Origin of the sequence: Tenacibaculum sp. (genome assembly GCF_050290165.1) — a bacterium.
In the GTDB taxonomy this organism is placed as follows: domain Bacteria; phylum Bacteroidota; class Bacteroidia; order Flavobacteriales; family Flavobacteriaceae; genus Polaribacter.
On record NZ_JBNKHD010000017.1, the window covers coordinates 70,761 to 94,261 of the forward strand.

The window sequence follows — 23,501 nt, forward strand, 5'->3', positions numbered from 1 at the left end:
TAATAATTAAAACAGATAAAAAAGATGAAATTAAACAAAGAAACAATAAAACAGTTTTTTGAGAGGGGAGATAAACCTACGCAAGAACAATATGCCGATTTAATTGATAGCTATGTAGATAGTAAACAAGAAGCAGGAGAAGCTAACCGTAGGTTTGTGATTGATGAAACAGGAGAAGTAAGTGTAGCTTCTGAGCAACAAGTTCCTGAATACACCTTATCCCCAATTTCTGGAACTAATACGGTTGATTTATTGAAAGACGGTATAAGCGTCTCACAAATTGATTTAACACCGTATTTAGACAATACCAATTTAGCGAGGTTGGTCTCAGGAACTGTTGACGCCAATGGAGTAGCCATTTTTACTCGCGATGATAATTCTATTTTTACGGTAGATTTAAGTAACTTGAAAGATACAGTTCCACAATATCAAGCGGGAACAAATATTACTATTGATAATACAGATCCTTTACAACCAATAATTAATGCTTCAGGTGGAGAATCTACTGATACAAGTAATTTAGTGCCATATACAGGAGCCACGCAGGATGTTGATTTAGGAAATCATTCAATAAACCTTGGAAAATTAGAAGAAAATCCAGATGTTAATAAGAATAGAGTTTTATTAACTTATGATAATACCCCTTATTTTAGATTAGGAACAGAAGTGTATAATGAATTAGATAAAAATTATACAAATGACTATTACAAAAGTATTGGAGTTGGTTATGAAGCAATACAAAGTACTATTGGTTCTTCAAACATAGGTATTGGAGGGAGAGCGTTAAAAGGCTCCAAAGGTAAATATAATGTTGGTGTTGGTTTTTTTAGTGGCGAAGAAATAAAAGGAGATTATAATTTGGCTTTAGGATGGCAAAATTCTAAAAATTTAAAAGGTTCGCATAATTTGATGCTTGGTGCGAAGACTGGTCATTTCAGTTATAATGATTACAATGTAGGTATAGGTTGGTACTCTATGTTTTTAAACACAGGGAGAGATAATACAGGAGTAGGAATGAATTCTCTTTTTGGTTTTAATGGTAGTCAAAATACAGCTATAGGTGGAGCTAATTTAAATACAATAAATAGTCAAAAAGTAGTTTCAACCGATCCATCAAAGAGGTATGTCATTGAAGCATCAGATATAACATCTGATGGAAAAATTACTATAACTAACCATGGATTTACAATAGGAGAAAGAAAATTATTTTTTTATGAACCAGATTCGACAGACCCAACAAGTCAATTACTAGCAAATATTGGTGCAAGAAATCCAAGAATATCAATATGGGAAGCTATAGATAATAATATTTTGCAATGTTTAAATGAAACTTATTTTGGTACACCTGTTGGACGTCAAATATTCACTGAATTAGAAGAAATAAATAATTCAACATCTGTTGGTTATGATGCACTTTTTACAAAATCTAATCAAGTTGTTTTAGGAGACCTTAGTATAGAAGAAGTAACAACTGTAGGAGATTATATAAGTACGGGCATTGGTAAAGGTTTGGTATTAACAACTCCTGACAGTACAAAACAATATCGTATTAGTATTGATAACTCTGGAAACATTGTAACCACCTTAATTTAGATATATAATGGATAAAGAACAAAAAGAAGCACTTACATTTTTAATTAAATGTACAGAATATGTACAAAGTAAAGGAGTTTTTAGCTTATTAGAAGCTAATACAGCATTAAACTCCATAAACATATTAATGCCTTTCTTGGAAGAAAAAGAATAAAAAAACAAAAAGTTTAGTCGCTAGCATTCGTTTTTAGTGGCTCTTTTTTATCAAAAACAATTTAATAACGATAAAAAAGAACAAAAATGAAACAAAACAAAGAAACCTTAAAGAAATTTTTTGAAACAGGCGATAAGCCAACACAACAGCAATATGCCGATTTAATTGATAGTTATATCGATGTAAAACAACTTGAAGGAGAAGCAAACCGTAGGTTTGTCATTGACGAATTAGGAGAAGTAAGTGTAGCTTCTGAGCAACAAATTCCTGAATATATCTTGTCACCTATTTCTGGAACCAATACGGTTGATTTATTAAAAGACGGGGTAAGTGTCTCACAAATTGACTTAACGCCGTATTTAGACAATACCAACTTAGCACGATTGGTATCAGGAACTGTTGACGTGAATGGGGTAGCTACATTTACACGTGATGATAATTCCACTTTTACAGTGGATTTGAGTAATTTAAAAGATAATCTTACTTTACAGAAAGTAACAGATGAAGGAGCTATTACTGATAACGCAATTACTTTAACTTCTGTAGATAAAGATACTTTGATTTTAGACTCTAGCTCTAGAACAACTGGTAATGAACAGTGTATAAGATTTAAGGGAATAAGTGCTCAAAATGATTATACAATAGGAATTGATCCTAATTATCAGGATGGTTCACCTTCTCAATATTCTATTTTTAGAATAGGCGAACAATTTTTAGACCCAGATAATGGTGAACATATTGGGTGGACACCAATATTGGAGATTGCAAATAGTAGAATTAATATAGATGCACTTACTACATTTGAAAAAGGATTAGGTATTAGAAATAGTAATAACTCTTCTTCTTCTGTTATTAATATAACGCCAGCAGATGACGATAGTTTTAATGTTAGAACTTTAACGTCACCTAAAAAAAGTGGAACTTTAGCCTTAACAAATGATATTCCACAAATACAAGCAGGTTCAAACATTACAATTGATACTACAGATCCTCTACAACCTATAATTAATGCGACAACAGGTAGTGGAGGAACAACCAATTTATCATACGATGCAGCCACAAGAACGGTAGCTTCCAGCACAGGAACAGATGCAGTATTACCATTAGCAGATACTACTAATGCTGGATTAATGAAAGCGAATTTTTATGAGGAAGGGACTTTTACTCCAACCCTAAATACCTCTGGAGCAACATATACTACAGGTTCTAAAACTGGACATTATGTTAGATTAGGGAACTTAGTTTATTATCATGTAAATATATTTATTAATGGAGACACTATTGGAACTCCGACATCTAGCTTATATATAGATGGATTGCCATTTGTTAATAATGTTTTTCCTACACCAGGTACAGTAGGTAATTTTAGTGCTTCTGATGTAAGTGAATCACGTTTAAGTAAACTATCTTCTGTTGTAAGTGGTAATAGTAATAAAATTTATTTTCAAATATTAGATGAAAGTAATCTATTATCAAATGTTATTTTTACTGGAAATGGAACAATTAGGGTAAAAGGTACTTATAAAACAAACGTATACACACCATAACCAAAAACCAAAGTCTAACCACTAACATTTGTTTTTAGTGGTTCTTTTTCTAGTAAATTTTAGTGTTTTGTGTCATTTCGACAAGGTACGAGGAGAAATCTTTTAAAGATGAGATTTCTTGCTACTCATTCTTCGCTCTTTGAACCGACAAACATTTTTCTAATACCAGTTATGATTTGAAATTATTGTAAAAGAAAATAATGATTTTTTTCTTTATTCGAGTTTCAAAAATCAAACATAGCCTTAGCTACGATTTCTTTTTTAAATGAAGAAGAAAGGAAAAAAGGGTGTTTTATTACGGTAATTTCAAGTTGTAAATGGTATAAAACCTAAAATAAAATAGCATGAATTTTTTTAACCATAAAACCGATAGGTTGCTATTGGGGGTCATTATAGTGTTGTTATTTGTCAATCTTTTTAATAAAAGATACCAAAAAACAAACCCACAAACCCCAAAAACAACCATAGTAAAAGACACGGTTTGGCAAACTAAAGTAGATACGTTTAAAGTACAAACCATCCGATACAAAAAAGTGTATGTACATAAAAATGATGTAACCAATATTGTAAAAGACACCATTTTTATAAAAGATACCATCAATTATGTTGCGGCAAAAATATATCGAGATACCTTAAAAAATACCGATATAGAAATTTACAACTACGATTTGGTAAAAGGAAAATTGTTAGATAGTCAGTTATCGTACAAACTCAAAGTACCACGAGAAATTACGATTACCAAAACAATTGAGCATCCAAAAACCTACAGAAGTGGCTTGTATCTCTTTACCGAAATAGGAGGAAACCCACAAACCTTTGACAACCTCAGTTTCGGATTGCAATACAATCGAAAAGGAAAATGGTTTGCTAGTTACCGATTAAATATCAACCAACTCAATCAACCTACCCACAATATAGGAGTAGGCTACCGATTGTTGAATTAAAAAGAAATATGAAAAATGACACAAGAAGAATTTGATAAACTGGTTGAACAATCGCAACCACATAAAGTATTTAATACAGAATGGAATAAATACTATTTATTACAGTTTGCAGATACCTTTTTGCCACAAGTTGGCGGTTATCAAGTAAAAGGAATGCAAATTTATGATGGTGCTAATCTATTTGGAAAAATTCGTAAAACGGAAAGGAAATTACAACCTTTAACCAATGACGATAAGTTGATTTCTATAATTGGTTACACATTTCCAGAAGGAGTGTTAGCTTCAGAGAAAAAGAACTTAGTAAAACCAGCTGCACACGAAGTATGTTTTTTTGCTGAGGTAACACAAAAAGATACGGTAAATCTAACATTTACCTATGGAGAAAATTTTAAAGAATTTTTAAAAGAACTGTTTCCAAAAAAAGAGAGTATAAACACAACAGTTCAAGAAATTAGAACGCATTTTAACAATACAATTACACATGAAAACACGACAGAATTTGTATTAAAAAGCTTAGGGGTAGAAAAAGAAGCGATTACAAAAGCCAACTACAATCAATTTTTTAGTAAGAAAGTACTGAATTACCTGGAAGAAGCCGAGATTAATGGAAAGTATAAAGTGCAAATCTTTATAAAAAAAACACAAAAAGAAGCAGGTTTGGAATCTGGAGATCTAGATTTTAAAAAAGTAAAAGTTTTTGAGCCACTACCTAACGAAGTGTTTATTTGGCTGGTAAGTGAAGACAATATCAATTTTGACACCTCATTTATTAAGATAAAGATAGGAACAGGAATAGCAAACGATTTAAAAGAAAAACAAACCACAATAAAAGAATTTGTAGGTTATTTGTCTAATCTGATAAAAGAAGAAGTAGAAAGTCAAACGTTTAGCAATTCGAAAATAGAAAAAGCTGTTGAAAAAGGATTGTTTATCCCTATTCTTAAGTTACATACTCAAGAAAAAACTAAAAATAATCCAATAGCTAAAGAAATACTAGAAACAAACCCAGTAGCTTTTTTAGCAGTTGAAGGAATTGATTATATAACTCAAGGAATTGAAAAATTTAAAGTAGCAGATAATGTATGGAATCCTCAACTACAACCGTATACCCCTATTTTTCCAGACAAATTAGAAAATGCATTTTTTTGCGGACTCTTTAATGGTGCTGTACAGGCATTTAAGGAGTTACCAGAGATGGCTACTTTTATAATTAAAATGTTTAATAGTGAAACTGAGTCAAAGCAATTTGTTGAAGGTATAAAAAAGCTATTTACAGATGTAGAGGTAATTAAAGCAATAGTAAATAAAGCTATAGAAGGCTATAAAGAAGGTGTTTATACCAAGAATACTGAAAAAGTAGTTTATCATCTAGGATATGATACTATTAAAATTGTATCATTTTTTATTGGCGCGGTTCAATTTGCTAAGACAGTAGGCAATTTGGTAAGCTTTACTAAAAAAGGATTACTTTATTTAAAAAAATATGGTAAAAAAGGGATTAATAAACTTAAAAAATTAAAACCAGATGCACGCAAGAAAATTTTTGAAAAACTAATAAGAGAAGATGATTTAACAAAGAGAATAAAAGGATATAGTTCTAAATTTGCAAAAAAAGTGAGTAAACATCTGGATGAAGCTCCTAATCAAATTACACAATTTGAGGGGTTGCATATAACAAGTAAAGAGGAATTTGGAAAGGTATACAATCCTATAACTAAAAAAGCTGAAGTACATACTTCAAACTTACCAGATAGAATTATATGGCCTAATCGTATTACTAATAATTTAAGAGGATATATTTTAACGCATAACCACCCAGGAGGAACAGGTTTAAGTATTGCCGATATTGATTTTTTTGTTAAAACTAAATTGAAAGAAATTAGGGCGGTTACACCAGAAGGAGAAGTATTTAGTCTTCGATGGAATAAAAATGTTAAAATTAAAGAGATTCAAGCAATAACTTCTAAAATAGAAGAAATACAAGATGATTTTTCTTTACTTCGTTTAATTTCGGTAGGAGATGAAGCTATTTCAATAAAAAGAGAGTTTGAAGCTATATTTAAAGCTTTAGAAGACAAAATAACATATATTCACTACGTAAATAAATAGATTATGAAATTAGATTTTAACCTAGATTTTTTATACTACCAAGGAGAGTTAATTTTAGATGGTAGAGATGAAAAAAAAGAAGAGCTTAGACCGGACTCGATTAAATTTAAAAAATATGTAAAAGAAACAAGCATTGAAAATCTAGTAGAGTTACTTATATTAAGTTATGCTAAAAGATATGCAAATGATATTTACTGGTCGACAAGGTTTATAGGAGATTTAGATAATAATATCTCATATCCAGAAGAGCTAAATGAAGATATTGATTTTTATTTAGAAGAAAAGGAAATTAGTAAAGAAGGTATTACAAAAGTTGTTTTTAAAAAATATGATGACATAGATAAGAATTGTTATTACACAGAGTGGATGTATTTTGAATTTACTGATCAGCATAATATAAATAATTTATTAGAGCCAATAAAAAAAGGGCTCCAAAATGTTACTTATTCGCAAAGACAAGAAAGTTCAGATGTAATTATAGAGCCTAAAGATAGTGCCATTTTAAAAATAACTGTTTCTTCTAGTTCATTAAGAGTAGATTTAAATCCTGATAAATGGAAAGTATATAGAGGGTTTTAAATTTCACTATAAATTTCATTGTTAAAATTCGTTTTAAAACCCGAATAATTGATAATTCGGGTTTTAAAACGAATTTTGTTTTGGGTGATATTTAAAGATTTATGGTTTTACTTTCTAAGTAAAAAAAGTAAGGAAACAAAAAAACCACGCAATGCGTGGTCAACGACACAACTAATGTGTTTGTTACACTAATACAAACAACCTTTCTTGACAAGATAAAACTACGGTTAACAATTTGTAATTGTATTAATTAAGTTTTAACAAATAATCAAGTTACTGTGTTTTTTATACTTTTACTGTTGTCTAAAAGCAAAAAACTGTTTTAAAATAGGTGGTAAAAAGTAGGTGTAGAAAGATAAAGAGAGGGGTTATTGGAGACTAGTAATATATTTTTAAGGTCTTGCTTCTAAAATAAGATTAAATGGGTTTTGTGTAGCTAACCTAAATCGTGTAAACCCGCCTTTAGTGGCAACATCTTCTAATCTTTTTTGTCCTGCTTGAGCACCTAATGCGAGTCCTACTTCTTGGTTTAAAGAACAAGGTGTACATATAGTTGTTGAGAAAGCATAGAAAGCTCTTCCAATAGGGTTGAGGTTGTCTTCTAACGAATCATTTGCAAAAGGTTCAACAATCATACAGGTACCATCTGGTTTTAAGGCATTTTTTACATGCTTACAAGCTCCAACGGGATCGCCCATATCGTGTAAGCAATCAAAAAAGCAAATAAGGTCATAATCTTTTCCTGGAAAATCTTTTGCTGTGGCAACTTCAAAAGAAATATTATCAACATTGGCTTTTTTTGCTCTTTTTCGAGCTTGATTTATAGATTCTTCATGAAAATCGTACCCAACAAAAGTAGAGTTAGGAAATGCTTTCGCCATAATAATTGTTGATGCAGCATGCCCACAGCCAATATCGGCAACCTTAGCACCTTCTTCTAATTTTTCTACCACACCATCTAATTCAGGAAGCCAATTATTAACCAAGTTTCCTTCATAAGATGGACTAAAGAATTTTTCAGTACCACAGAATAAGCAACTGTTATGATCTCCCCAAGAGATTCCTTCTCCAGTTTTAAAGGCCTCCTCAACTTTTGGTTCGTCGTGATATACAGAAGATAGCGCGTAGAATCCCCCCGTCATAAAAACAGGACTTTTAGCATTGCCAAAAACAGCCGTTTGTTCTGGTGTCATGTAAAAAGTATTGTCGCTGTTATCGTATTCTATATATCCAGAAGCTGCTTGTGCAGCTAACCATTCTCTTACATATCTTTCTGAAGTGTTTGTTTTTTTGGCTAGCTCATGTGATGTTAAAGAGTCTGATTCAGAAAGAGATTTATACAATCCTAGTTTGTCACCAAGAATAACAAGAGGGCCATTAGCTGCAGCACCCATTTCAGTAACTACTTTGCCTAGTAAATCGTGTAGTTTCGTTTCGTTTAGTTCCATAATTAATCGTTTAGTTGTTTGTGAAAAACTAATGAGTACCAACTCGTTAATTATGTGCTTAAAAAGTTAAAAGCGAAGAGACCCATTAGTAACATGAGGAGCGGAACGAATTAAGCACAAAAAAAACAAAATAACAAAGGAAAACCCTGCTAATTAGCAGGGTTTTTTACTGTTTTTATAAATAGGTATTGTTTATTTAGTTAGCACAAAAGTGCTTCCAAGTCCGTCATAGTTGTTGTCAGAAATTTCTAAAACATCTGGTTTTTGGAATTTGACAATACCCGACAGTACAATATCTGAGTATTGTTGATCTTTAGAAAGCTGTATAAATCGTTCTTGTTGATTGGTATATATCGCTTTTTTTAGTTCTAAGCTATAGGTACCTTTTGAAACTACAACACCATTTTCTGATATTGAAAATTGATAGTTTTTTAATAAGGTAAGTTGTATGCTTTTACCTAGTTTTTCAGGGGTTTTATGAATGTGGTTTCCAAAACCACCGTCGGTATTGGTCCAGTGCCATGTACCTGTTAAATCGGAATTATCTATTTGGTTTATTTGGCTAGAAGCACATGAAACTAATGTAAAAAGGAATATGTAAAGTAGGTTTTTCATGGTGAGGTGAGGGGTTTAGTGTTTACTTTTTTATTTTTTGTTCTTTTCCAATTAAGAAATATAATACAGCTCCAAAAAAGTTAGTTAATAAAACAACGAGAACCCAAATGATTTTATTGTTTCCTATAAATTCGCTTTTTAAAATCTAAAAATAATAAAAAAAGCTGACCTTTAGGTATTGAAAGAAAAGATTCCTTCTCCTTTGTCGTTTGGAACGACAGTAAAAAAGCTTGTTTAAGATGTAAAAGAAAAACGTCATTAGAATTTCTATAAAAAATACACTAATGACATTTTTAAATGTATATAAAGTGATACTATTTATTCATAATATCTTCTATTTCGTCTGCTTCAATAGGTATGTTGCGCATTAAGTTAAAAGGTTCACCAGTTTCTTGGATAACCACATCGTCTTCTAAACGAATACCAAAACCTTCATTAGGAATGTAAATACCTGGTTCTACAGTAAACACCATGTTAGCTTGCATTGGCTCGTGTAACAATCCATAATCATGTGTGTCTAAACCCATGTGGTGAGAAGTACCGTGCATAAAGTATTTTTTGTATGCTGGCCAATTTGGATCTTCGTTTTGTACATCAGCTTTGTCTAATAAACCTAAACCTAACAATTCCGAAGTCATTAATTTTCCAACTTCTACGTGATAGTCAGCCCAAAGGGTTCCTGGAACTAACATTTTTGTAGCATCGTTCTTTACACGGTTTACAGCATTGTACACTGCTTTTTGTCTGTCAGTAAAACGACCAGAAACAGGAATGGTACGTGTCATATCCGAAGAATAGTTAGCGTATTCAGCTCCTACATCTAACAATAATAAATCACCTGCTTTACATTGTTGGTTGTTTTCAATATAGTGCAATACATTGGCATTGTTACCAGAGGCAATAATTGGTGTGTAGGCAAATTTCTTCGAACGGTTTCTGATGAATTCATGAATAAATTCTGCTTCAATTTCATATTCCCAAACTCCTGGCTTTACAAAGTCTAACACACGTCTAAATCCTTTTTCAGTAATGTCACAAGCGGTTTGAATCAAATCAATTTCGATTTGATCTTTTACCGAACGTAAACGTTGTAAAATAGGATTACTTTTTGCTACCGAATGTGCTGGATATTTGTTTAACAACCATTTGGTAAAACGAGTTTCGCGAGTCTCAGTTTCAACACTAGCACGATAGTGCTCGTTTGTGTTAATATATACTGTATCGGCTAAAGCCATCATTTCAGCCAATACTTTTTCTAGGTCTTGTAACCAGTGTACATTTTTAATTCCGCTGGTTTCAAAAGCTTTTTCTTTGGTTAGTTTTTCACCTTCCCAAACAGCAATATGCTCGTTAGTTTCACGTAAAAACAATACTTCGCGTAAGTTTTCTTTTGGACAATCTGGGAATAAAACCAATACGCTTTCTTCTTGATCTACACCACTTAAAAAGAAAATATCACGGTGTTGTTCAAAAGGTAACGTACTATCAGCACTTACTGGATATATATCGTTTGAATTAAAAATAGCTAAACTCTTAGGCTTCATTTGCGCCATAAAGTTTTTGCGATTCTTTATAAATAACTGGCTATTTATTGCATGGTATTTCATAATGATTCAATTAAATTGATAAGATTCCATCAAAAATACGGAAAGAAACTGTGCAAATATTAGCCATTTGGCGCTATTTTATGTTTTTTCGAATTCTGCTCATATGTCGGGTAGAAATACCTAAAAAGGAAGCTAGATAGTGTAGCGGGACTTCTTGTAGTAACTTAGGTTCGTTTACCAGTAACTTTGTATAGCGTTCTTCAGGAGTAAGGGTAAGTAAGTCAATGCGATAATCATCAATTAAAAAAATTTGATTTTCTATAAAGTTATAATAAAATTGATGAAAAGCTTTGTTGTTTTTCATTAGGTATTTAAAATCATCAATTTTTAGTACCCAAAGTTTACAGGCACTCAAAGCTTTGATGTCTTTTGGAGAAGGGGTTTGTTGTAAGAAACTCTTTAAAGAAGAAGCAAAACCATTTCTTAAGGCTAAATAGGTGGTTTTTTCTTGTCCAGAAACGGTAACAGCATACTGTAAAATGCCACTTTCTACAAAACAGAAATAACGACAAGGTTCTCCTTTTTTTACTAAAAATTCATTTCTAGATAAGGAAAATTCGTTAAAGCAGTTAATAATTTCAGGAATTAACGTGTTTAAATTTTCATCATTTACGATGTTCTGTATGCGTTGAGTAATAGCTTTTTTTGAAGCCTCCATTTCTAGAAAATTTTAGCTTAAAAGTATAAAAAAAGGATGCTTTTTACAGCATCCTTTATAATAATTTATAAAAAGAGTTTATTGCAACTCAACAGTTCCCATATCAGTATTTTCACCTAATACAGCGGTAACTCCTTCAACTGTTTTTGGAGCTAATCCAGAAGCTTCATCAGGAGTAAACGTTACATTGTAAGTACTTGCAGGCACACCGTGTAACATAAATTTACCTTCTTCGTTTGTTACTGTTGTAATTGTATCAGTAGCTGAAGCAGCTTCAACTGCTACTTGATACTCAAAAGGATTTACCATTCCTGAAATAGCACCCGAAGTCGCTTCAGTGGTTACTCTAATGGTAGGTTTTAAGCTATAAGCTCCGTTACCTTCTACTACGATAGACTTATCAACCATAAAGTCTAAGATAAAAGTATACTTAACACCGCCTACTAAGTCTTGGTGTACATTTAATTTTAATCCTGATTGTTGAGCGCTTGGGGTAGCTAATGGATATGTTTCTCCACCTACAACAACTGAATTGTTTTCACCTAAAACTAAACGAATTTGGCTAATTTTTCCTGATGGAATTTCAGTATCTACTAATAAAGCGTCAATTCCACCTGTTAACTCTAATAAGTTATACACTTGAGGAGTAACGTTTCCAAGGCTTTGCCAACCACCGTCTCCGTCACTTTTGTTAATCATTACATCTTGTACATCGATGTTTACTGCGTCGTAGTCACCAGGGGCATCTACTAAACGAACCGCTACTTCTGAAGTTTGGGGATCGTCACTAGAACAGCTAATAAAAGCGGTAAAAAAAGTTGCTAATGCAACGAGTAATAAAACATGTTTTTTCATAATTATTGGGTTTTGTAATACACAGTAATTATAACAAGTTTTATACCAAAATATTGTTTTGCTTGTTTGGTGAAGCAGAATAATTCAATACCAAAATAGAGTTTCTTCTAGTTAGATTATTGCTTAACGTGCTGTTTTATTGTTGCTTCTCTTATTTCGAGTATTTCGTTTTTTAGGTGTCTTTTTTTGTGTTTCTTCGGAAGAGCTTTTTACTTTTCTCTTCTTTTTTGGGTTGAAAGAAGTTTTAAGAGGTTTCTTCTCAGGTTTTTTTTCTGAGCGTTTTGATTTTGACTCCTCAGTTTTTACTTCCTCTTTTATAGTAGATAAATCAAATCCTTCCAATTGAGAAATGATGATTTTTTGCTTCAATAACTTTTCGATATCCTTCAAATAAGCGTCTTCTTCTTGTGAGACCAATGAAATGGCTTCTCCACTAGCACCTGCTCTACCTGTTCTACCAATTCGGTGTACATAATCTTCAGGAATATTAGGGAGTTCGAAATTAATTACATGAGGTAGCAGAGGAATATCTAACCCACGAGCAGCAATATCAGTGGCTACTAATACTCGAATAGAATTATCTTTAAACCCTTTTAAAGCTTTGATTCTTGCACTTTGACTTCTGTTTCCGTGAATAGCTGCGGCAGAAATTCCTCTTTTAACTAGTTTTTCAGTCAATCTATTGGCACCATGTTTGGTTCGAGTAAAAATTAATACCTGATCCCAATTTCCTTTCGAGATTAATTGTCCAACTAACTCAGTTTTTTTGCTCTTGGGTACCTTGTATAACCTTTGGTTTACTTTTTCAGCAGTTGTATTTTCAGGAGCCGCTTCAACCATTACAGGTTGGTGCAAAAGACCTTGTGCTAACTTTTTAATTTCTTTTGAAAAGGTCGCAGAAAACAATAGATTTTGGCGTCTTTCGGGTAATAAAGAGATAATTTTTTGAATATCTCTTAAAAAACCCATATCGAGCATTCTATCGGCTTCATCTAAAACTAAAATATCTACTCGTTTTAATGAAAGTTCATTTTGTTCGTGTAAATCGATTAATCTACCAGGAGTGGCAACTAAAACGTCAATCCCGTTTTTAAGGGTTGCTATTTGAGAGCTTGGTTTTACTCCACCAAAAATAGCGGTAGATTTAATGTTTAAATGTTTACTGTATTCACGCACATTATCATATACTTGAGCAGCTAATTCTCTTGTTGGAGTTAGTACCAATGCTTTGATTGGTCGATATTTCGGATTCTTTTTTTCCGATATAAGTTGTAAAATAGGCAATGTAAAACCTGCAGTTTTACCTGTTCCGGTTTGTGCAGAAGCTAATATATCTTTGCCTTCTAAAATAACTGGAATTGCTTTTTCTTGAATAGGAGAGGGGGTTTCGTACCCTTTTTCGGTTACCGCTTTTACTAAAGCATTTGATAAACCTAATGATGTAAATGTCATATATATTTCTTCAGTAGTATTGAAAAAACAATACGACTATGAGCCAACAAAGGTACAGCTATTTATTGGGCTATACCTATAAATAAAGAAAGCGCCCTAAAAAAGCGCGCTTTTCTAAAGTTATTGATGTTTGCTTAACTTTTAGCTGTAGCACCTTTAATAAGACCTACAATAGCCAATAAAACAGCACCTCCAACACCACTACTAGCAATGTTACCAACGATACCAGAAATGTCAATATTTAGCATTCCTAATAATTGAGCCCCTAGGCCACCACCTAAAATTCCTATAATAGAATTCCAAAGGGTACCCATTGAATACTTTTTTAACAAAGCTCCTGCAATATTACCACCAACAGCACCGCTTAATAAGCTAATAATTAATTCCATAATGTATAATTTTTGATTAGTTAATAGAATTAAAGAAAGTGAAAAATAATCAATAAAGCAAATAAAATCAGAGAGTTATGGGTTTCCTAAGTGGAATAAGGCATCACCCATATTAATAATTGGAAAGTTGTTTTTTGCAATAATATAACCGTTGGAAGGAGATTTTATAGTGAAATTTGTTTCGCCATAAGTATCCATAATATGCCCTAAAGTTTGTCCTTTTTCTACCTTTTCTCCATTTTTAACTGTTGAGGTAAATAACCCAGCTACCTTAGCACGAATCCAGTTTCTTTTGTTAATATGTATTGAAGTTGGATTTTTAGAAACTTCAACATTGCGGTGAATCATGTTAAAGTGTTTTAAAACACGTAGCGTCCCATCAATACCATGTTGAATGGCGTTTTCTTCTAAACGTAAAGATTCTCCTCCTTCATAAACAATAACAGGAATATTGTTTTTAAAACATTGGTTTCTAAAAGATTTTGGGATAAGTTTTGAGCTAAACATAAAAGGAGCGTTAAAAATTTTTGCTAATTCAAAGCCTATTCCGTCTTCAGGAGTATAACGAATCTGTGGAAAATTATTGCGTTGCTCTCCACCAGTATGAAAATCAATGGCAAAATCTACATTGTTTGTAATTTCTTCCATTAAATAATAGGCCATTCTACTTGCTAAAGATCCAGTTTTTGAACCAGGAAAGCTACGATTTACATCCTTACCGTGCATATCACGAGACATGTTTAAAAAACCAAAAACATTTAACAAAGGAACTACAATGACACAACCACGGTGAATTTTGTACGATTTGTCAATCAACATTCTTCGTACCAATTCAATGCTGTTTACTTCATCACCATGCAAACCACCTTGAAGTAAAATAGTTGGTCCTAATGTTTTACCATTAAAAACGTATATGGGAATTTCTATCAGCGTACCAGTGGGTAATCTGTCAATTGGAATTTTAATCAGTTTAGATTCTCCCAACCCAATTTTTTGTCCACGAATTTCTACGACATCATTTTTAAAGTTTTGTTTGAACATTGGCTTCTAAAAATTTAACAATAGCTTTGGCTATATTATCATTGGTATAGGTTTCTATTCCTTGTAAACCGGGGGTAGAATTTACTTCAATTAATAGCGAACCTCGTTTTGCGCGTATCATATCAACCCCTGCAATGGGAAGTTCTAGGTACTGAGCAGCTTTGATAGCTATTTGTTCTTCTTCAGGAGTTAAAACTACTTTAGAACCACTTCCCCCTTTGTGAATATTTGAACGAAAATCATCTTCTAAGCCTTTACGTTTCATAGAAGAAATTACTTTATCACCTATCACAAAAGCACGAATATCTTCATTATTACTTTCTTTGATAAACTCTTGCAATAAAATACTAGTATTAGAGCTATACATGGTATCGATAATAGAGATAGCAGATTTTTTGCTTTCTGCTAAAATAACACCAGAACCATGTGTTCCTTCTTGTAATTTGATAATAATAGGAGCACCTCCTAATAAATCTAATTGCTCACTTACACTTTCAGGATCTACCGAAAAAACAGTTTGCGGAATAGGAAGGTTATTTCTGCTCATTATTTGTAAGGTAGAGACTTTATTTTGTGCTTTGATAATTCCTTCAGAACTAGCAATGCTATAAACTCCATTCATTTCAAACTCCTTTACCACAGCGGCTCCATGCCTCATTGCAGAAACTCCTATTCGAGGAATGATGACATCAGGAATGTCAATAATATTTTCACCTTGATATATGATTTCGGGTTTATCGTTACCCAGTTTGATGGAGCATTTTAAATGATTAATAATCTCAACTGTATGCCCACGACGACGAGCTTCTTTGTAAATTCTTTGCGTTGAATGGATGTGCTCGCTAACAGAGAGAATAAAAATAGTCATAGCTTAAAAATTGAGACAAAACAAATCTACTAATTAAAAAGATGTACGTTGATATTCTGTTAATTTTTTTGAATTGGTATTTCCTTGTAGTATTTTCATTTTTTCTAAACCAAATTATATGAAAGTCTTAATTAAAGTGTGTCTCGCTTTATTTCCATTTACAATAGTTGCACAACAACCCACTTCTTCTGAAAAAATTCAACAAGCTTTAGAACAAAAAGAAGTATTAACTAAAAACTCAATAGTAAAAAACATACCTTTTGAAAGTATGGGACCTACTGTGATGAGTGGGCGTGTGGTAGATATTGATGTGAATCCAGAAGACCCGACAGAATTCTATGTTGGATATGCTTCAGGAGGCATGTGGTATACCAATAACAATGGAACTACATTTACACCAGTGTTAGATAGCTCTCCAACACAAAATGTAGGTGATATTGCTGTAGATTGGAAAAGCGGAACACTTTGGGTAGGAACAGGAGAAAATAATTCTTCTCGTTCTTCGTATGCAGGTATTGGAATTTTAAAATCTATCGACAAAGGAAAAACATGGATAAATGTTGGATTAACTGATTCGCATCATATAGGTAGAATTTTAATCAACCCGAAAAATTCAGATGAGATTGTTGTTGGGGTAATAGGCCATTTATACTCTTCAAATGAAGAAAGAGGGATTTTTAAAACCACGGATGGAGGAAAGACTTGGAAGAAATCGTTGTTTATTGATGAAAATACTGGAGTTATAGATGTACAACAAGCTCCAAACAATTTTAACGTATTGTATGCAGCAACTTGGGAACGAGAACGTAAAGCGTGGAATTTTGACGGAGACGGAAAAAACTCAGCAATATACAAGTCTACTGACGGAGGGGATACCTGGAAAAAAGTTTCAGAGAATAATGGTTTTCCTAATGGAGATGGAGTCGGTAGAATAGGGTTAGCGGTGTATGATGAAAACACAGTATATGCTTTTCACGATAGTCAATTCCGAAGAAAAAAAGACCCAAAAAAAGAGGATGATTCTAATGCTTTAATGAAAGAAGATTTCAAAACCATGTCGGTTACTGAGTTTTTGGATTTAAAAGATAAAAAACTGAATACGTACTTAAAAATGAATGGTTTTCAGGAAAAATATCGTGCTGAAAATGTAAAACAAATGGTGCGATCAGGTTCAGTAAAACCAATTGATTTGGCAAAGTATTTAGAAGATGCAAATGCATTGTTATTTGATACACCAGTAGTGGGGGCAGAAGTTTTTAAAACTACCAATGGAGGAAAAACCTGGAAAAAGACTCACGAAGGTTATTTAGATGACTTGTATTATTCATACGGATATTATTTTGGAGAAATACGTGTAGACCCACAAGATGAAAATGGAATTTATGTGATGGGAGTTCCTATTTTAAAATCAAAAGATGGTGGAAAAACATTTACATCCATTAGTAAAGAAAATGTACATGCTGATCATCAAGCATTATGGGTAAATCCTAAGAAGCAAGGGTACTTAATTGATGGAAATGATGGAGGACTTAATATATCTTATGACGATGGTGAAAGTTGGACGAAATTAAATCAACCAGCAGTAGGGCAGTTTTATACGGTGTATGCTGATAATCAAGAAAACTATAAGGTGTATGGTGGTTTGCAAGACAATGGAGTGTGGGTAGCTAATCACAATGCGAAAATTGATAAAAGTTGGCAGCAAACGGGTAAAAATCCATACGAAAGTTTGATGGGGGGCGATGGTATGCAAGTAGCAGTTGACGATAGAAACCCAGATATAGTGTATACAGGATATCAGTTTGGAAACTATTACCGAATTGATAGAAAAACAGGAGAAAACAAGTATATTCAACCAAAGCATGAGTTAGGAGAGAGTCCGTTTCGATTTAATTGGCAAACCCCTATTCACCTATCAAAACACAATCAAGACATACTGTATTTAGGAGGAAATAAATTACACCGTTCTTTAAATCAGGGAGATGATTGGGAAACCATTTCTGATGATTTAACTCAAGGAGGTAAAAAAGGAAATGTAGCTTACGGAACCTTAACTACAATCACAGAAAGTCCGTTTCAGTTCGGGGTAATTTATGTGGGTTCTGATGACGGATTGGTACATATAACCAAAAATGGAGGAGGAAGTTGGGATAAAATTTCAAACACATTGCCTCAAAACTTATGGGTAAGTCGCGTAATTGCTTCGAAACATAAAAAAGAACGTGTATATGTTACATTAAATGGATATCGTTTTGATGATTTTACGCCTTATGTATACATGTCTGATGATTACGGAAAAACTTGGAAAAATATTAGTAGTAATATACCACTATCACCAGTGAATGTAATAAAGGAAGACACAGAAAAAGAAAATATCCTATATGTAGGAACCGATAATGGTTTGTATGTGTCTTTTGATAAGGGTTCAACATGGGAAGCTTTTAGTAACGGGTTGCCGAATGTTGCAGTACACGATTTGGTAATTCAACCAAAAGCAAAGCATCTGGTAATTGGTACGCATGGGCGTAGTTTGTACAAAGCAAATATTGCATCACTACAAGAGTTTAATAATAAAGAAGCATTGTTTACTATTAAAAATATTAGAAAGAATAATTCTTGGGGAAGCTCGTGGAGTAAGTGGTTACAACCGAATACACCCAAAGTTGTGATTCCTTTTTATGCAGCTACTGATAAAGAAATTATAATAAAAATTTATTCAGATGACATTTTGGTTAATACAATAAAGACAAAAGCATCTAAAGGATTCAATGAAGTAATGTATGATGTTACTTTTTCAGAAAAAGGGAGAAAAGAATATCTTAAGGAGTATAAAGATGCAGTAGTAAAAAAAGCTAAAAATGATAAGTACTATTTACCAAAAGGGAAGTATAAGGTTTTAATGGGTGATTTGAGCAAAACGTTTGAAATTAAGTAATTGTAACATTTGTTGGTTTTTAGGGACTAATAGGTATAAAACAAATAAATTATGAGCACACCATTGAATTATACCTGTCCTAAATGTAACAATAAAACGTATGAAGTGGCAGAAATGAGAGCTACAGGAGGTACACTATCTAAAATTTTTGATGTTCAAAACAAAAAGTTTACGAGTGTAACCTGTCAAAGATGTAGTTACACAGAGTTTTATAAGGCTAAAACGAGTGCATTGAGTAACATTTTCGATTTCTTTACCAATTAATAAACACGTCATTTCGAACGAAGTGAGAAATCTTATTATTTAAAGAAATGAATAATATTGTTAAGGTCTGTTACGGTTATTGAAAAAACACGAAGAATGCTTTTAAATAAGGAAACATTCCTATTTTTGCAGCATGGGAATTATACGTGTAAACGACATCCGATTATTTACCAACCACGGATGTTTAGATGAAGAAGGTAAGATAGGTTCAGAATACCGAGTAGATGTAGAGGTAAAAGCCGATTTACGAAAGTCAGCACAAACAGATGCATTAATCGACACGGTTGATTATGTGCATTTGAATAAGATTGTAAAAGAAGAAATGGCAATTCGCTCTAAGTTGTTAGAACATGTAGCGCAGCGTATTCTTGATAGAATATTTAGAGAGATACAATTGGTTGACGAAGCGGAAGTTAGTGTAGCTAAAATAAACCCGCCAATTGGAGGAAATGTGGCTGAGGTTGTCATTGTTTTATCAGATACGCGTAAAAAGTAAAAAAAGCTTGCAAAAAAAGATAAAAGCTGTAAATTTGCAGTCCTTATCAGTATAAGGTGTCGTGGCCGAGTGGCTAGGCAGTGGTCTGCAACACCATCTACAGCGGTTCGAATCCGCTCGACACCTCAAAAAGCTCATCAATATTGATGAGTTTTTTTAATTTAAGGATATTTGAGGCATTTGTTGTTGCCATAAATTATAATATTGACCTTTATTGGAATACAATTCTAGGTGATTCCCTTGCTCCAATACACTTCCTTTATTCAAAACTACAATTTCATCAGCATTAATCACAGTACTCAGTCTATGAGCAATAATGATAATAGTTTTGTTTTCTTGGCGTAACCTTTCTACAGCTTTTTGAATATAATTTTCAGAAGTAGAATCTAAGGAAGAAGTAGCTTCATCTAAAACTAATACTTCAGGTTGTTTGTATAAAGCTCTGGCTATAGCAATTCGTTGTTTTTGACCTCCAGATAAAGTAGCTCCATTTTCTCCTAAATAGGTGTTAAATCCGTTAGATAAACTCTCAATAAACTCTAAAATCCCTATAGATTTACAAATATCTATAATCAATTCCATGTTTGGAGCAAAATCTCCAATAGCAATATTATCTATTACATTTCCAGCAAATAGATCTATTTTTTGAGGAACAACACTTACCAGTTCTCTTAAACTTTCATGTTGGATGTATTTTAAGTCTAAATCTCCCACAGTGATGTGTCCTTTTTGGATAGGATACAAATTTTGCAATAAGGAAATTAAGGTTGATTTTCCAGAACCGCTTTCGCCAACAATTGCAGTAATATTTCCTTTTTTAATTTTTAAATTAAAGTCTGTAAAAACTTGCACTCTTGTTCCATAACGGAAAGCTACATTTTTAAACTCAATATCTTGTATTTTGTCTTTTGTAAGAACCACTTTTTCTGTGTTTTCTTCACGTTCTAAATCCATAATTTCGAACAAACGATCCGCAGCAATAAGGGCATTTTGTATTTGTTTATTAGCTCCAATTAAACTAGCTACAGGGTTCATAAAGTAGCCAATAATAGCATAAAAAGACATTAACTCTCCAGCAGTTATTTGCCTTTCAATTACAAAATAAGAACCACTCCATAATAAAATTATAGTAAATAATTGTGCAATAAAAGTAGTTGAGGTCCCTGAAAAAACGGAGTTTAAAGCCGATTTGTAACCTATGTGTAATAAACTAATAAAACGAGTTTCAGTTTTCACGTTTGCAAAACTTTCTAAGCCAAAACGTTTTATAGTACCTACTGAGTTTAATGATTCTACTAATTGACTTTCTAAATCGGCAGAGCGTTCCATTATTGTACGTTCTGTTTTCTTATTTAGTTTATTAATAATAATATATACAGCTAGGTAAAAAGGAATTACTAACAACATAATTAAAGCTAATTTCCAATGATACATAAACATCAAACCAAAAGAGAAAAATAAAATAAGGATGTTTACTGTTAAACTCAACGACACACCATTGATAAAAGTTCTAATTTTCACAGCATCGTTAATACGAGAAATAATTTCTCCCACTCGCATGGTGTCAAAGAATTGTTGAGGGAGTTTTAGTAAGTGTTTATAATATCCTAAAATTAATCGGGCATCAATTTGTTGCCCGGTTTTTATTAAAAATACATCTTTATACACCCCGATAATAATTTGTAACGCTAGTAGCGCAAGCATTATAATACTGAGTAGGTTTAATAACTTAGTATTGCCGCCAATCAATACATAATCTGTAATTTTTTGTATATAAATTGAGGTTGAAAAACCTAAGAGTGTGTAAATAACTGCTCCTATTAAAGCTTGCAATAAAACAAACTTGTGTGGTTTTAGCAAAAACCAGAAACGTTTGAGCACAGACACTTTTTCATTACCTGCTGAAAACTCTTCTTTCGGTAATAGTAATACCAGTATTCCTGTCCATTCTTTTAAAAACTCTTCATGTGTTTTTTTATGGATTTTCCCATCACCAGGGTCCATAATTTTTATGTGTTCTTTGGTAACTTCGTAAATAACTACATAATGTTGTAACTGTTCTCTAACAATTATATGGGCTATGGCAGGTTTTGGTATTTTAAATAAACTATCGAGTTCACCACGAACTCCTTTGGCTTCAAAACCTAATTTTTCAGCAGCTTCTATAAGCCCTAATACATTGGTGCCTTTTTTATCGGTTCCAGCATATTGACGTATACGAGCAATGGGGAGTTGTAGTTTATAATGTGCTGAGATGGATGCTAAACAAGCAGCACCGCAATCGGTAATATCGTGTTGTTTTATGGTAACTTTTGCCATTCTTTTTCAATTTAGAATCGCAAAGAAAGAAGTGTTTAGTGCAAATTGATTGCAAGGAAGAAGTTTTGTAATCTTAGTAAGTCAATCTAAAATGGAGAGATTTTTTAATAACCAAAAAGTCCAGCTTTAAAGTACTCCCAGTCAGAAAAGATAAGGGAAAATAAAAGCAAAGAAACAATAAATACGAATGCCAATTTTATGTTTTTTCATGTTTAAGAAAGTTTTAATTGGTATAACTAAAGCTGTTTTTATCTCTTACTCTATATTATTTGATTTTTCTTCGTCTTTGCCTAAGTAGTAATATATTACATATAACCAACCAAAAAAACAATGAATAAGTGCCATTAAAATAGACCTATTTCTTGACCAAGAAATAATCATAGCTAAAATACTCCCTATTTTTATTGGAGTTTCGAGTAAATTCAAATCCATATGACTTTTAAATAAAAAAAGGGAAATTTAATAAAAACTTCCCTTTTTAGGTTAATTTTAATGCTAAATCAGAAAATTGATTTAAACATGTTAACAGTAGTAGCAAGAGCTCTTCCTATTCTATACCCAATTGAATAGCCTTCTTGTACACTGGGATCCTCAGATACCACAGGTACTGTATTACCTCCATTAGTTAAAATTAGTTCGTTGAATGTTAATTCTTCCATTTTTTAATTATTTAATATTTTGGTTAAATCCATCCGCTATACCAGCTAGAGTACCTAAAGTTTCTAAAGTTACTGTCATCCAAAGAACACCAGCTTTATAGAAAAACCCCTCATGTCCTCCAGAAATTTCAACTAACTCTTTTCTTGATAATTCTTTCATAGTGATGGGTATTATTTTGTTCTATAAGTATTAAACCTTTCAATAGCTCCATCAACAAAGTCAGTTATAGCATGAGCTACACCTAAAAAAGGTTGAAGTGTACTTAAAAAACCCCCATAGGTTTTTCTAATGTCTTCAGGACATAATTCTTTAACACCAAAACTTTCTAATTTTTTCATAAAATTTAATTTTTTAATTAATACTTTTTGTGATTATAAAATCACAATACACATCAAAACAACCTAAATATATGCATCTATCTTGTTTGATTTGATACTACAAACATAGGTTTGTACACTGCAACTAACTTGCAATGTGTAAACTATTTTGTAAAAAGTAACTACCGCCAAATATTTGGGTTACTTCATTGTTAGTTAATACATTTACTGAGATAGATACTTGAAAGTCAAAGTTATTGCAGTAATAGTAGGTTTTTCTACTTCTGCTATAACATATATTCGCATTGTAATCTTTTAATTGTTCTAACAATAAATGTACAGATCGTTGACTAATTTGTAATAAGTTAGCTAATTCTTTAGGTGTTCCTGTATTTTCGTTTGTAATTAGGTTGTGCAGTTGCTGTAAGCGTTCTAATGTTTTTAAATTTTTCATATTTTCTTTTTCTTCTAACAGTAGTTTTTAAACAATTGTTATGCTTAACGTAACTAGAATGATTAGTTGTTAGCTGATAATTGAGTACTAGGGTTTAGCCAGTCGTCCATTTTATCGTAGAGTAAGTCAAATAATGAGCGTTCTGTGAGTTCGAAACGAGCATTTACCAACATTCCTTTTTTTAACTGACCTTTAAA

General features: G+C 32.4%; 24 protein-coding genes and 1 tRNA gene. 10 read left to right on the forward strand and 15 right to left on the reverse strand.

The window, feature by feature from the left end:
- Positions 1-24 precede the first annotated feature (24 nt).
- The 6 genes from ACQY6M_RS15030 (at position 25) to ACQY6M_RS15055 (ending at position 6,926) form a co-directional block, all read left to right on the forward strand.
- Positions 25-1,593, forward strand: coding sequence for a hypothetical protein (locus ACQY6M_RS15030; protein ID WP_428743398.1), 1,569 nt, complete (start codon positions 25-27; stop codon positions 1,591-1,593).
- A 7-nt stretch (positions 1,594-1,600) separates the two neighbouring features.
- Positions 1,601-1,747, forward strand: coding sequence for a hypothetical protein (locus tag ACQY6M_RS15035; protein WP_428743397.1), 147 nt, complete (start codon positions 1,601-1,603; stop codon positions 1,745-1,747).
- 86 nt (positions 1,748-1,833) lie between these two features.
- Positions 1,834-3,294: a hypothetical protein gene (locus tag ACQY6M_RS15040; protein WP_428743396.1), complete on the forward strand. Its 1,461-nt coding sequence runs from the start codon at positions 1,834-1,836 to the stop codon at positions 3,292-3,294.
- 344 nt (positions 3,295-3,638) lie between these two features.
- Entirely contained in the window at positions 3,639-4,238 is a 600-nt protein-coding gene (locus tag ACQY6M_RS15045) for a hypothetical protein (RefSeq protein ID WP_428743395.1), read from the forward strand.
- A 15-nt stretch (positions 4,239-4,253) separates the two neighbouring features.
- Complete coding sequence (locus ACQY6M_RS15050; protein ID WP_428743394.1) at positions 4,254-6,347, forward strand: hypothetical protein; 2,094 nt, start codon at positions 4,254-4,256, stop codon at positions 6,345-6,347.
- A 3-nt stretch (positions 6,348-6,350) separates the two neighbouring features.
- Entirely contained in the window at positions 6,351-6,926 is a 576-nt protein-coding gene (locus ACQY6M_RS15055; RefSeq protein WP_428743393.1) for a hypothetical protein, read from the forward strand.
- A gap of 392 nt (positions 6,927-7,318) precedes the next feature.
- On the opposite strand, the gene ACQY6M_RS15060 is transcribed toward ACQY6M_RS15055, so the two are convergent.
- From ACQY6M_RS15060 to ACQY6M_RS15105, 10 genes are all read right to left on the reverse strand, one after another.
- Entirely contained in the window at positions 7,319-8,374 is a 1,056-nt protein-coding gene (locus tag ACQY6M_RS15060; RefSeq protein ID WP_428743392.1) for a class I SAM-dependent methyltransferase, read from the reverse strand.
- Positions 8,375-8,566: 192 nt separating this feature from the next.
- On the reverse strand, positions 8,567-8,989 hold the full coding sequence (locus ACQY6M_RS15065) for a hypothetical protein (RefSeq protein ID WP_428743391.1): 423 nt from the start codon (positions 8,987-8,989) through the stop codon (positions 8,567-8,569).
- A 22-nt stretch (positions 8,990-9,011) separates the two neighbouring features.
- Positions 9,012-9,134, reverse strand: a complete 123-nt coding sequence (locus tag ACQY6M_RS15070) for a PLD nuclease N-terminal domain-containing protein (RefSeq protein ID WP_428744969.1) — start codon at positions 9,132-9,134, stop codon at positions 9,012-9,014.
- A gap of 169 nt (positions 9,135-9,303) precedes the next feature.
- Positions 9,304-10,596, reverse strand: a complete 1,293-nt coding sequence (locus ACQY6M_RS15075) for an aminopeptidase P family protein (RefSeq protein ID WP_428743390.1) — start codon at positions 10,594-10,596, stop codon at positions 9,304-9,306.
- A 73-nt stretch (positions 10,597-10,669) separates the two neighbouring features.
- A complete protein-coding gene (locus tag ACQY6M_RS15080; RefSeq protein ID WP_428743389.1) occupies positions 10,670-11,254 on the reverse strand; it encodes a Crp/Fnr family transcriptional regulator in 585 nt (194 codons plus the stop codon).
- Positions 11,255-11,332: 78 nt separating this feature from the next.
- Positions 11,333-12,109 (reverse strand): DUF4382 domain-containing protein, encoded by a 777-nt coding sequence (locus ACQY6M_RS15085; RefSeq protein WP_428743388.1) that lies wholly within the window; start codon positions 12,107-12,109, stop codon positions 11,333-11,335.
- A gap of 123 nt (positions 12,110-12,232) precedes the next feature.
- Positions 12,233-13,561, reverse strand: a complete 1,329-nt coding sequence (locus ACQY6M_RS15090) for a DEAD/DEAH box helicase (RefSeq protein ID WP_428743387.1) — start codon at positions 13,559-13,561, stop codon at positions 12,233-12,235.
- A 134-nt stretch (positions 13,562-13,695) separates the two neighbouring features.
- Positions 13,696-13,950: a hypothetical protein gene (locus ACQY6M_RS15095; protein WP_428743386.1), complete on the reverse strand. Its 255-nt coding sequence runs from the start codon at positions 13,948-13,950 to the stop codon at positions 13,696-13,698.
- Positions 13,951-14,025: 75 nt separating this feature from the next.
- Complete coding sequence (locus tag ACQY6M_RS15100; RefSeq protein WP_428743385.1) at positions 14,026-14,991, reverse strand: succinylglutamate desuccinylase/aspartoacylase family protein; 966 nt, start codon at positions 14,989-14,991, stop codon at positions 14,026-14,028.
- Entirely contained in the window at positions 14,972-15,859 is an 888-nt protein-coding gene (locus ACQY6M_RS15105; protein WP_428743384.1) for a RimK family alpha-L-glutamate ligase, read from the reverse strand. Before ACQY6M_RS15105 ends, ACQY6M_RS15100 begins: the two co-directional genes overlap by 20 nt.
- Before the next feature lie 118 nt (positions 15,860-15,977).
- On the opposite strand from ACQY6M_RS15105, the gene ACQY6M_RS15110 reads away from it, so the two are divergent.
- The 4 genes from ACQY6M_RS15110 (at position 15,978) to ACQY6M_RS15125 (ending at position 19,680) form a co-directional block, all read left to right on the forward strand.
- Entirely contained in the window at positions 15,978-18,794 is a 2,817-nt protein-coding gene (locus tag ACQY6M_RS15110; protein WP_428743383.1) for a WD40/YVTN/BNR-like repeat-containing protein, read from the forward strand.
- A 51-nt stretch (positions 18,795-18,845) separates the two neighbouring features.
- Positions 18,846-19,058 (forward strand): zinc ribbon domain-containing protein, encoded by a 213-nt coding sequence (locus ACQY6M_RS15115; RefSeq protein WP_133535122.1) that lies wholly within the window; start codon positions 18,846-18,848, stop codon positions 19,056-19,058.
- A 133-nt stretch (positions 19,059-19,191) separates the two neighbouring features.
- Positions 19,192-19,554: a dihydroneopterin aldolase gene (gene folB / locus ACQY6M_RS15120; RefSeq protein WP_428743382.1), complete on the forward strand. Its 363-nt coding sequence runs from the start codon at positions 19,192-19,194 to the stop codon at positions 19,552-19,554.
- A gap of 55 nt (positions 19,555-19,609) precedes the next feature.
- Positions 19,610-19,680, forward strand: a tRNA-Cys gene (locus ACQY6M_RS15125).
- A 30-nt stretch (positions 19,681-19,710) separates the two neighbouring features.
- Here ACQY6M_RS15125 and ACQY6M_RS15130 read toward each other — a convergent pair.
- The 5 genes from ACQY6M_RS15130 to ACQY6M_RS15150 form a co-directional block, all read right to left on the reverse strand.
- A complete protein-coding gene (locus ACQY6M_RS15130; RefSeq protein WP_428743381.1) occupies positions 19,711-21,873 on the reverse strand; it encodes a peptidase domain-containing ABC transporter in 2,163 nt (720 codons plus the stop codon).
- Positions 21,874-22,373: 500 nt separating this feature from the next.
- Entirely contained in the window at positions 22,374-22,532 is a 159-nt protein-coding gene (locus tag ACQY6M_RS15135; RefSeq protein ID WP_428743380.1) for a hypothetical protein, read from the reverse strand.
- Positions 22,533-22,539: 7 nt separating this feature from the next.
- Positions 22,540-22,692, reverse strand: a complete 153-nt coding sequence (locus ACQY6M_RS15140) for a hypothetical protein (protein ID WP_428743379.1) — start codon at positions 22,690-22,692, stop codon at positions 22,540-22,542.
- An 11-nt stretch (positions 22,693-22,703) separates the two neighbouring features.
- Positions 22,704-22,871: a hypothetical protein gene (locus tag ACQY6M_RS15145; RefSeq protein WP_428743378.1), complete on the reverse strand. Its 168-nt coding sequence runs from the start codon at positions 22,869-22,871 to the stop codon at positions 22,704-22,706.
- A 124-nt stretch (positions 22,872-22,995) separates the two neighbouring features.
- Positions 22,996-23,304, reverse strand: coding sequence for an HTH domain-containing protein (locus ACQY6M_RS15150; RefSeq protein ID WP_428743377.1), 309 nt, complete (start codon positions 23,302-23,304; stop codon positions 22,996-22,998).
- Positions 23,305-23,501: the final 197 nt, after the last annotated feature.

Excerpts from the sequence above, each read along its gene's own strand:
- ACQY6M_RS15135 (WP_428743380.1), bottom strand. The coding sequence starts at position 22,532 with ATGGAAGAATTAACATTCAACGAACTAATTTTAACTAATGGAGGTAAT.
- ACQY6M_RS15100 (WP_428743385.1), bottom strand. The coding sequence starts at position 14,991 with ATGTTCAAACAAAACTTTAAAAATGATGTCGTAGAAATTCGTGGACAA.
- ACQY6M_RS15145 (WP_428743378.1), bottom strand. The coding sequence starts at position 22,871 with ATGAAAAAATTAGAAAGTTTTGGTGTTAAAGAATTATGTCCTGAAGAC.
- ACQY6M_RS15030 (WP_428743398.1), top strand. The coding sequence starts at position 25 with ATGAAATTAAACAAAGAAACAATAAAACAGTTTTTTGAGAGGGGAGAT.
- ACQY6M_RS15040 (WP_428743396.1), top strand. The coding sequence starts at position 1,834 with ATGAAACAAAACAAAGAAACCTTAAAGAAATTTTTTGAAACAGGCGAT.
- ACQY6M_RS15050 (WP_428743394.1), top strand. The coding sequence starts at position 4,254 with ATGACACAAGAAGAATTTGATAAACTGGTTGAACAATCGCAACCACAT.
- ACQY6M_RS15045 (WP_428743395.1), top strand. The coding sequence starts at position 3,639 with ATGAATTTTTTTAACCATAAAACCGATAGGTTGCTATTGGGGGTCATT.
- ACQY6M_RS15115 (WP_133535122.1), top strand. The coding sequence starts at position 18,846 with ATGAGCACACCATTGAATTATACCTGTCCTAAATGTAACAATAAAACG.
- ACQY6M_RS15060 (WP_428743392.1), bottom strand. The coding sequence starts at position 8,374 with ATGGAACTAAACGAAACGAAACTACACGATTTACTAGGCAAAGTAGTT.
- ACQY6M_RS15130 (WP_428743381.1), bottom strand. The coding sequence starts at position 21,873 with ATGGCAAAAGTTACCATAAAACAACACGATATTACCGATTGCGGTGCT.
- ACQY6M_RS15150 (WP_428743377.1), bottom strand. The coding sequence starts at position 23,304 with ATGAAAAATTTAAAAACATTAGAACGCTTACAGCAACTGCACAACCTA.
- ACQY6M_RS15095 (WP_428743386.1), bottom strand. The coding sequence starts at position 13,950 with ATGGAATTAATTATTAGCTTATTAAGCGGTGCTGTTGGTGGTAATATT.
- ACQY6M_RS15140 (WP_428743379.1), bottom strand. The coding sequence starts at position 22,692 with ATGAAAGAATTATCAAGAAAAGAGTTAGTTGAAATTTCTGGAGGACAT.
- ACQY6M_RS15055 (WP_428743393.1), top strand. The coding sequence starts at position 6,351 with ATGAAATTAGATTTTAACCTAGATTTTTTATACTACCAAGGAGAGTTA.
- ACQY6M_RS15105 (WP_428743384.1), bottom strand. The coding sequence starts at position 15,859 with ATGACTATTTTTATTCTCTCTGTTAGCGAGCACATCCATTCAACGCAA.
- ACQY6M_RS15085 (WP_428743388.1), bottom strand. The coding sequence starts at position 12,109 with ATGAAAAAACATGTTTTATTACTCGTTGCATTAGCAACTTTTTTTACC.
- ACQY6M_RS15075 (WP_428743390.1), bottom strand. The coding sequence starts at position 10,596 with ATGAAATACCATGCAATAAATAGCCAGTTATTTATAAAGAATCGCAAA.
- ACQY6M_RS15090 (WP_428743387.1), bottom strand. The coding sequence starts at position 13,561 with ATGACATTTACATCATTAGGTTTATCAAATGCTTTAGTAAAAGCGGTA.
- ACQY6M_RS15080 (WP_428743389.1), bottom strand. The coding sequence starts at position 11,254 with ATGGAGGCTTCAAAAAAAGCTATTACTCAACGCATACAGAACATCGTA.
- ACQY6M_RS15065 (WP_428743391.1), bottom strand. The coding sequence starts at position 8,989 with ATGAAAAACCTACTTTACATATTCCTTTTTACATTAGTTTCATGTGCT.
- folB (WP_428743382.1), top strand. The coding sequence starts at position 19,192 with ATGGGAATTATACGTGTAAACGACATCCGATTATTTACCAACCACGGA.
- ACQY6M_RS15035 (WP_428743397.1), top strand. The coding sequence starts at position 1,601 with ATGGATAAAGAACAAAAAGAAGCACTTACATTTTTAATTAAATGTACA.
- ACQY6M_RS15110 (WP_428743383.1), top strand. The coding sequence starts at position 15,978 with ATGAAAGTCTTAATTAAAGTGTGTCTCGCTTTATTTCCATTTACAATA.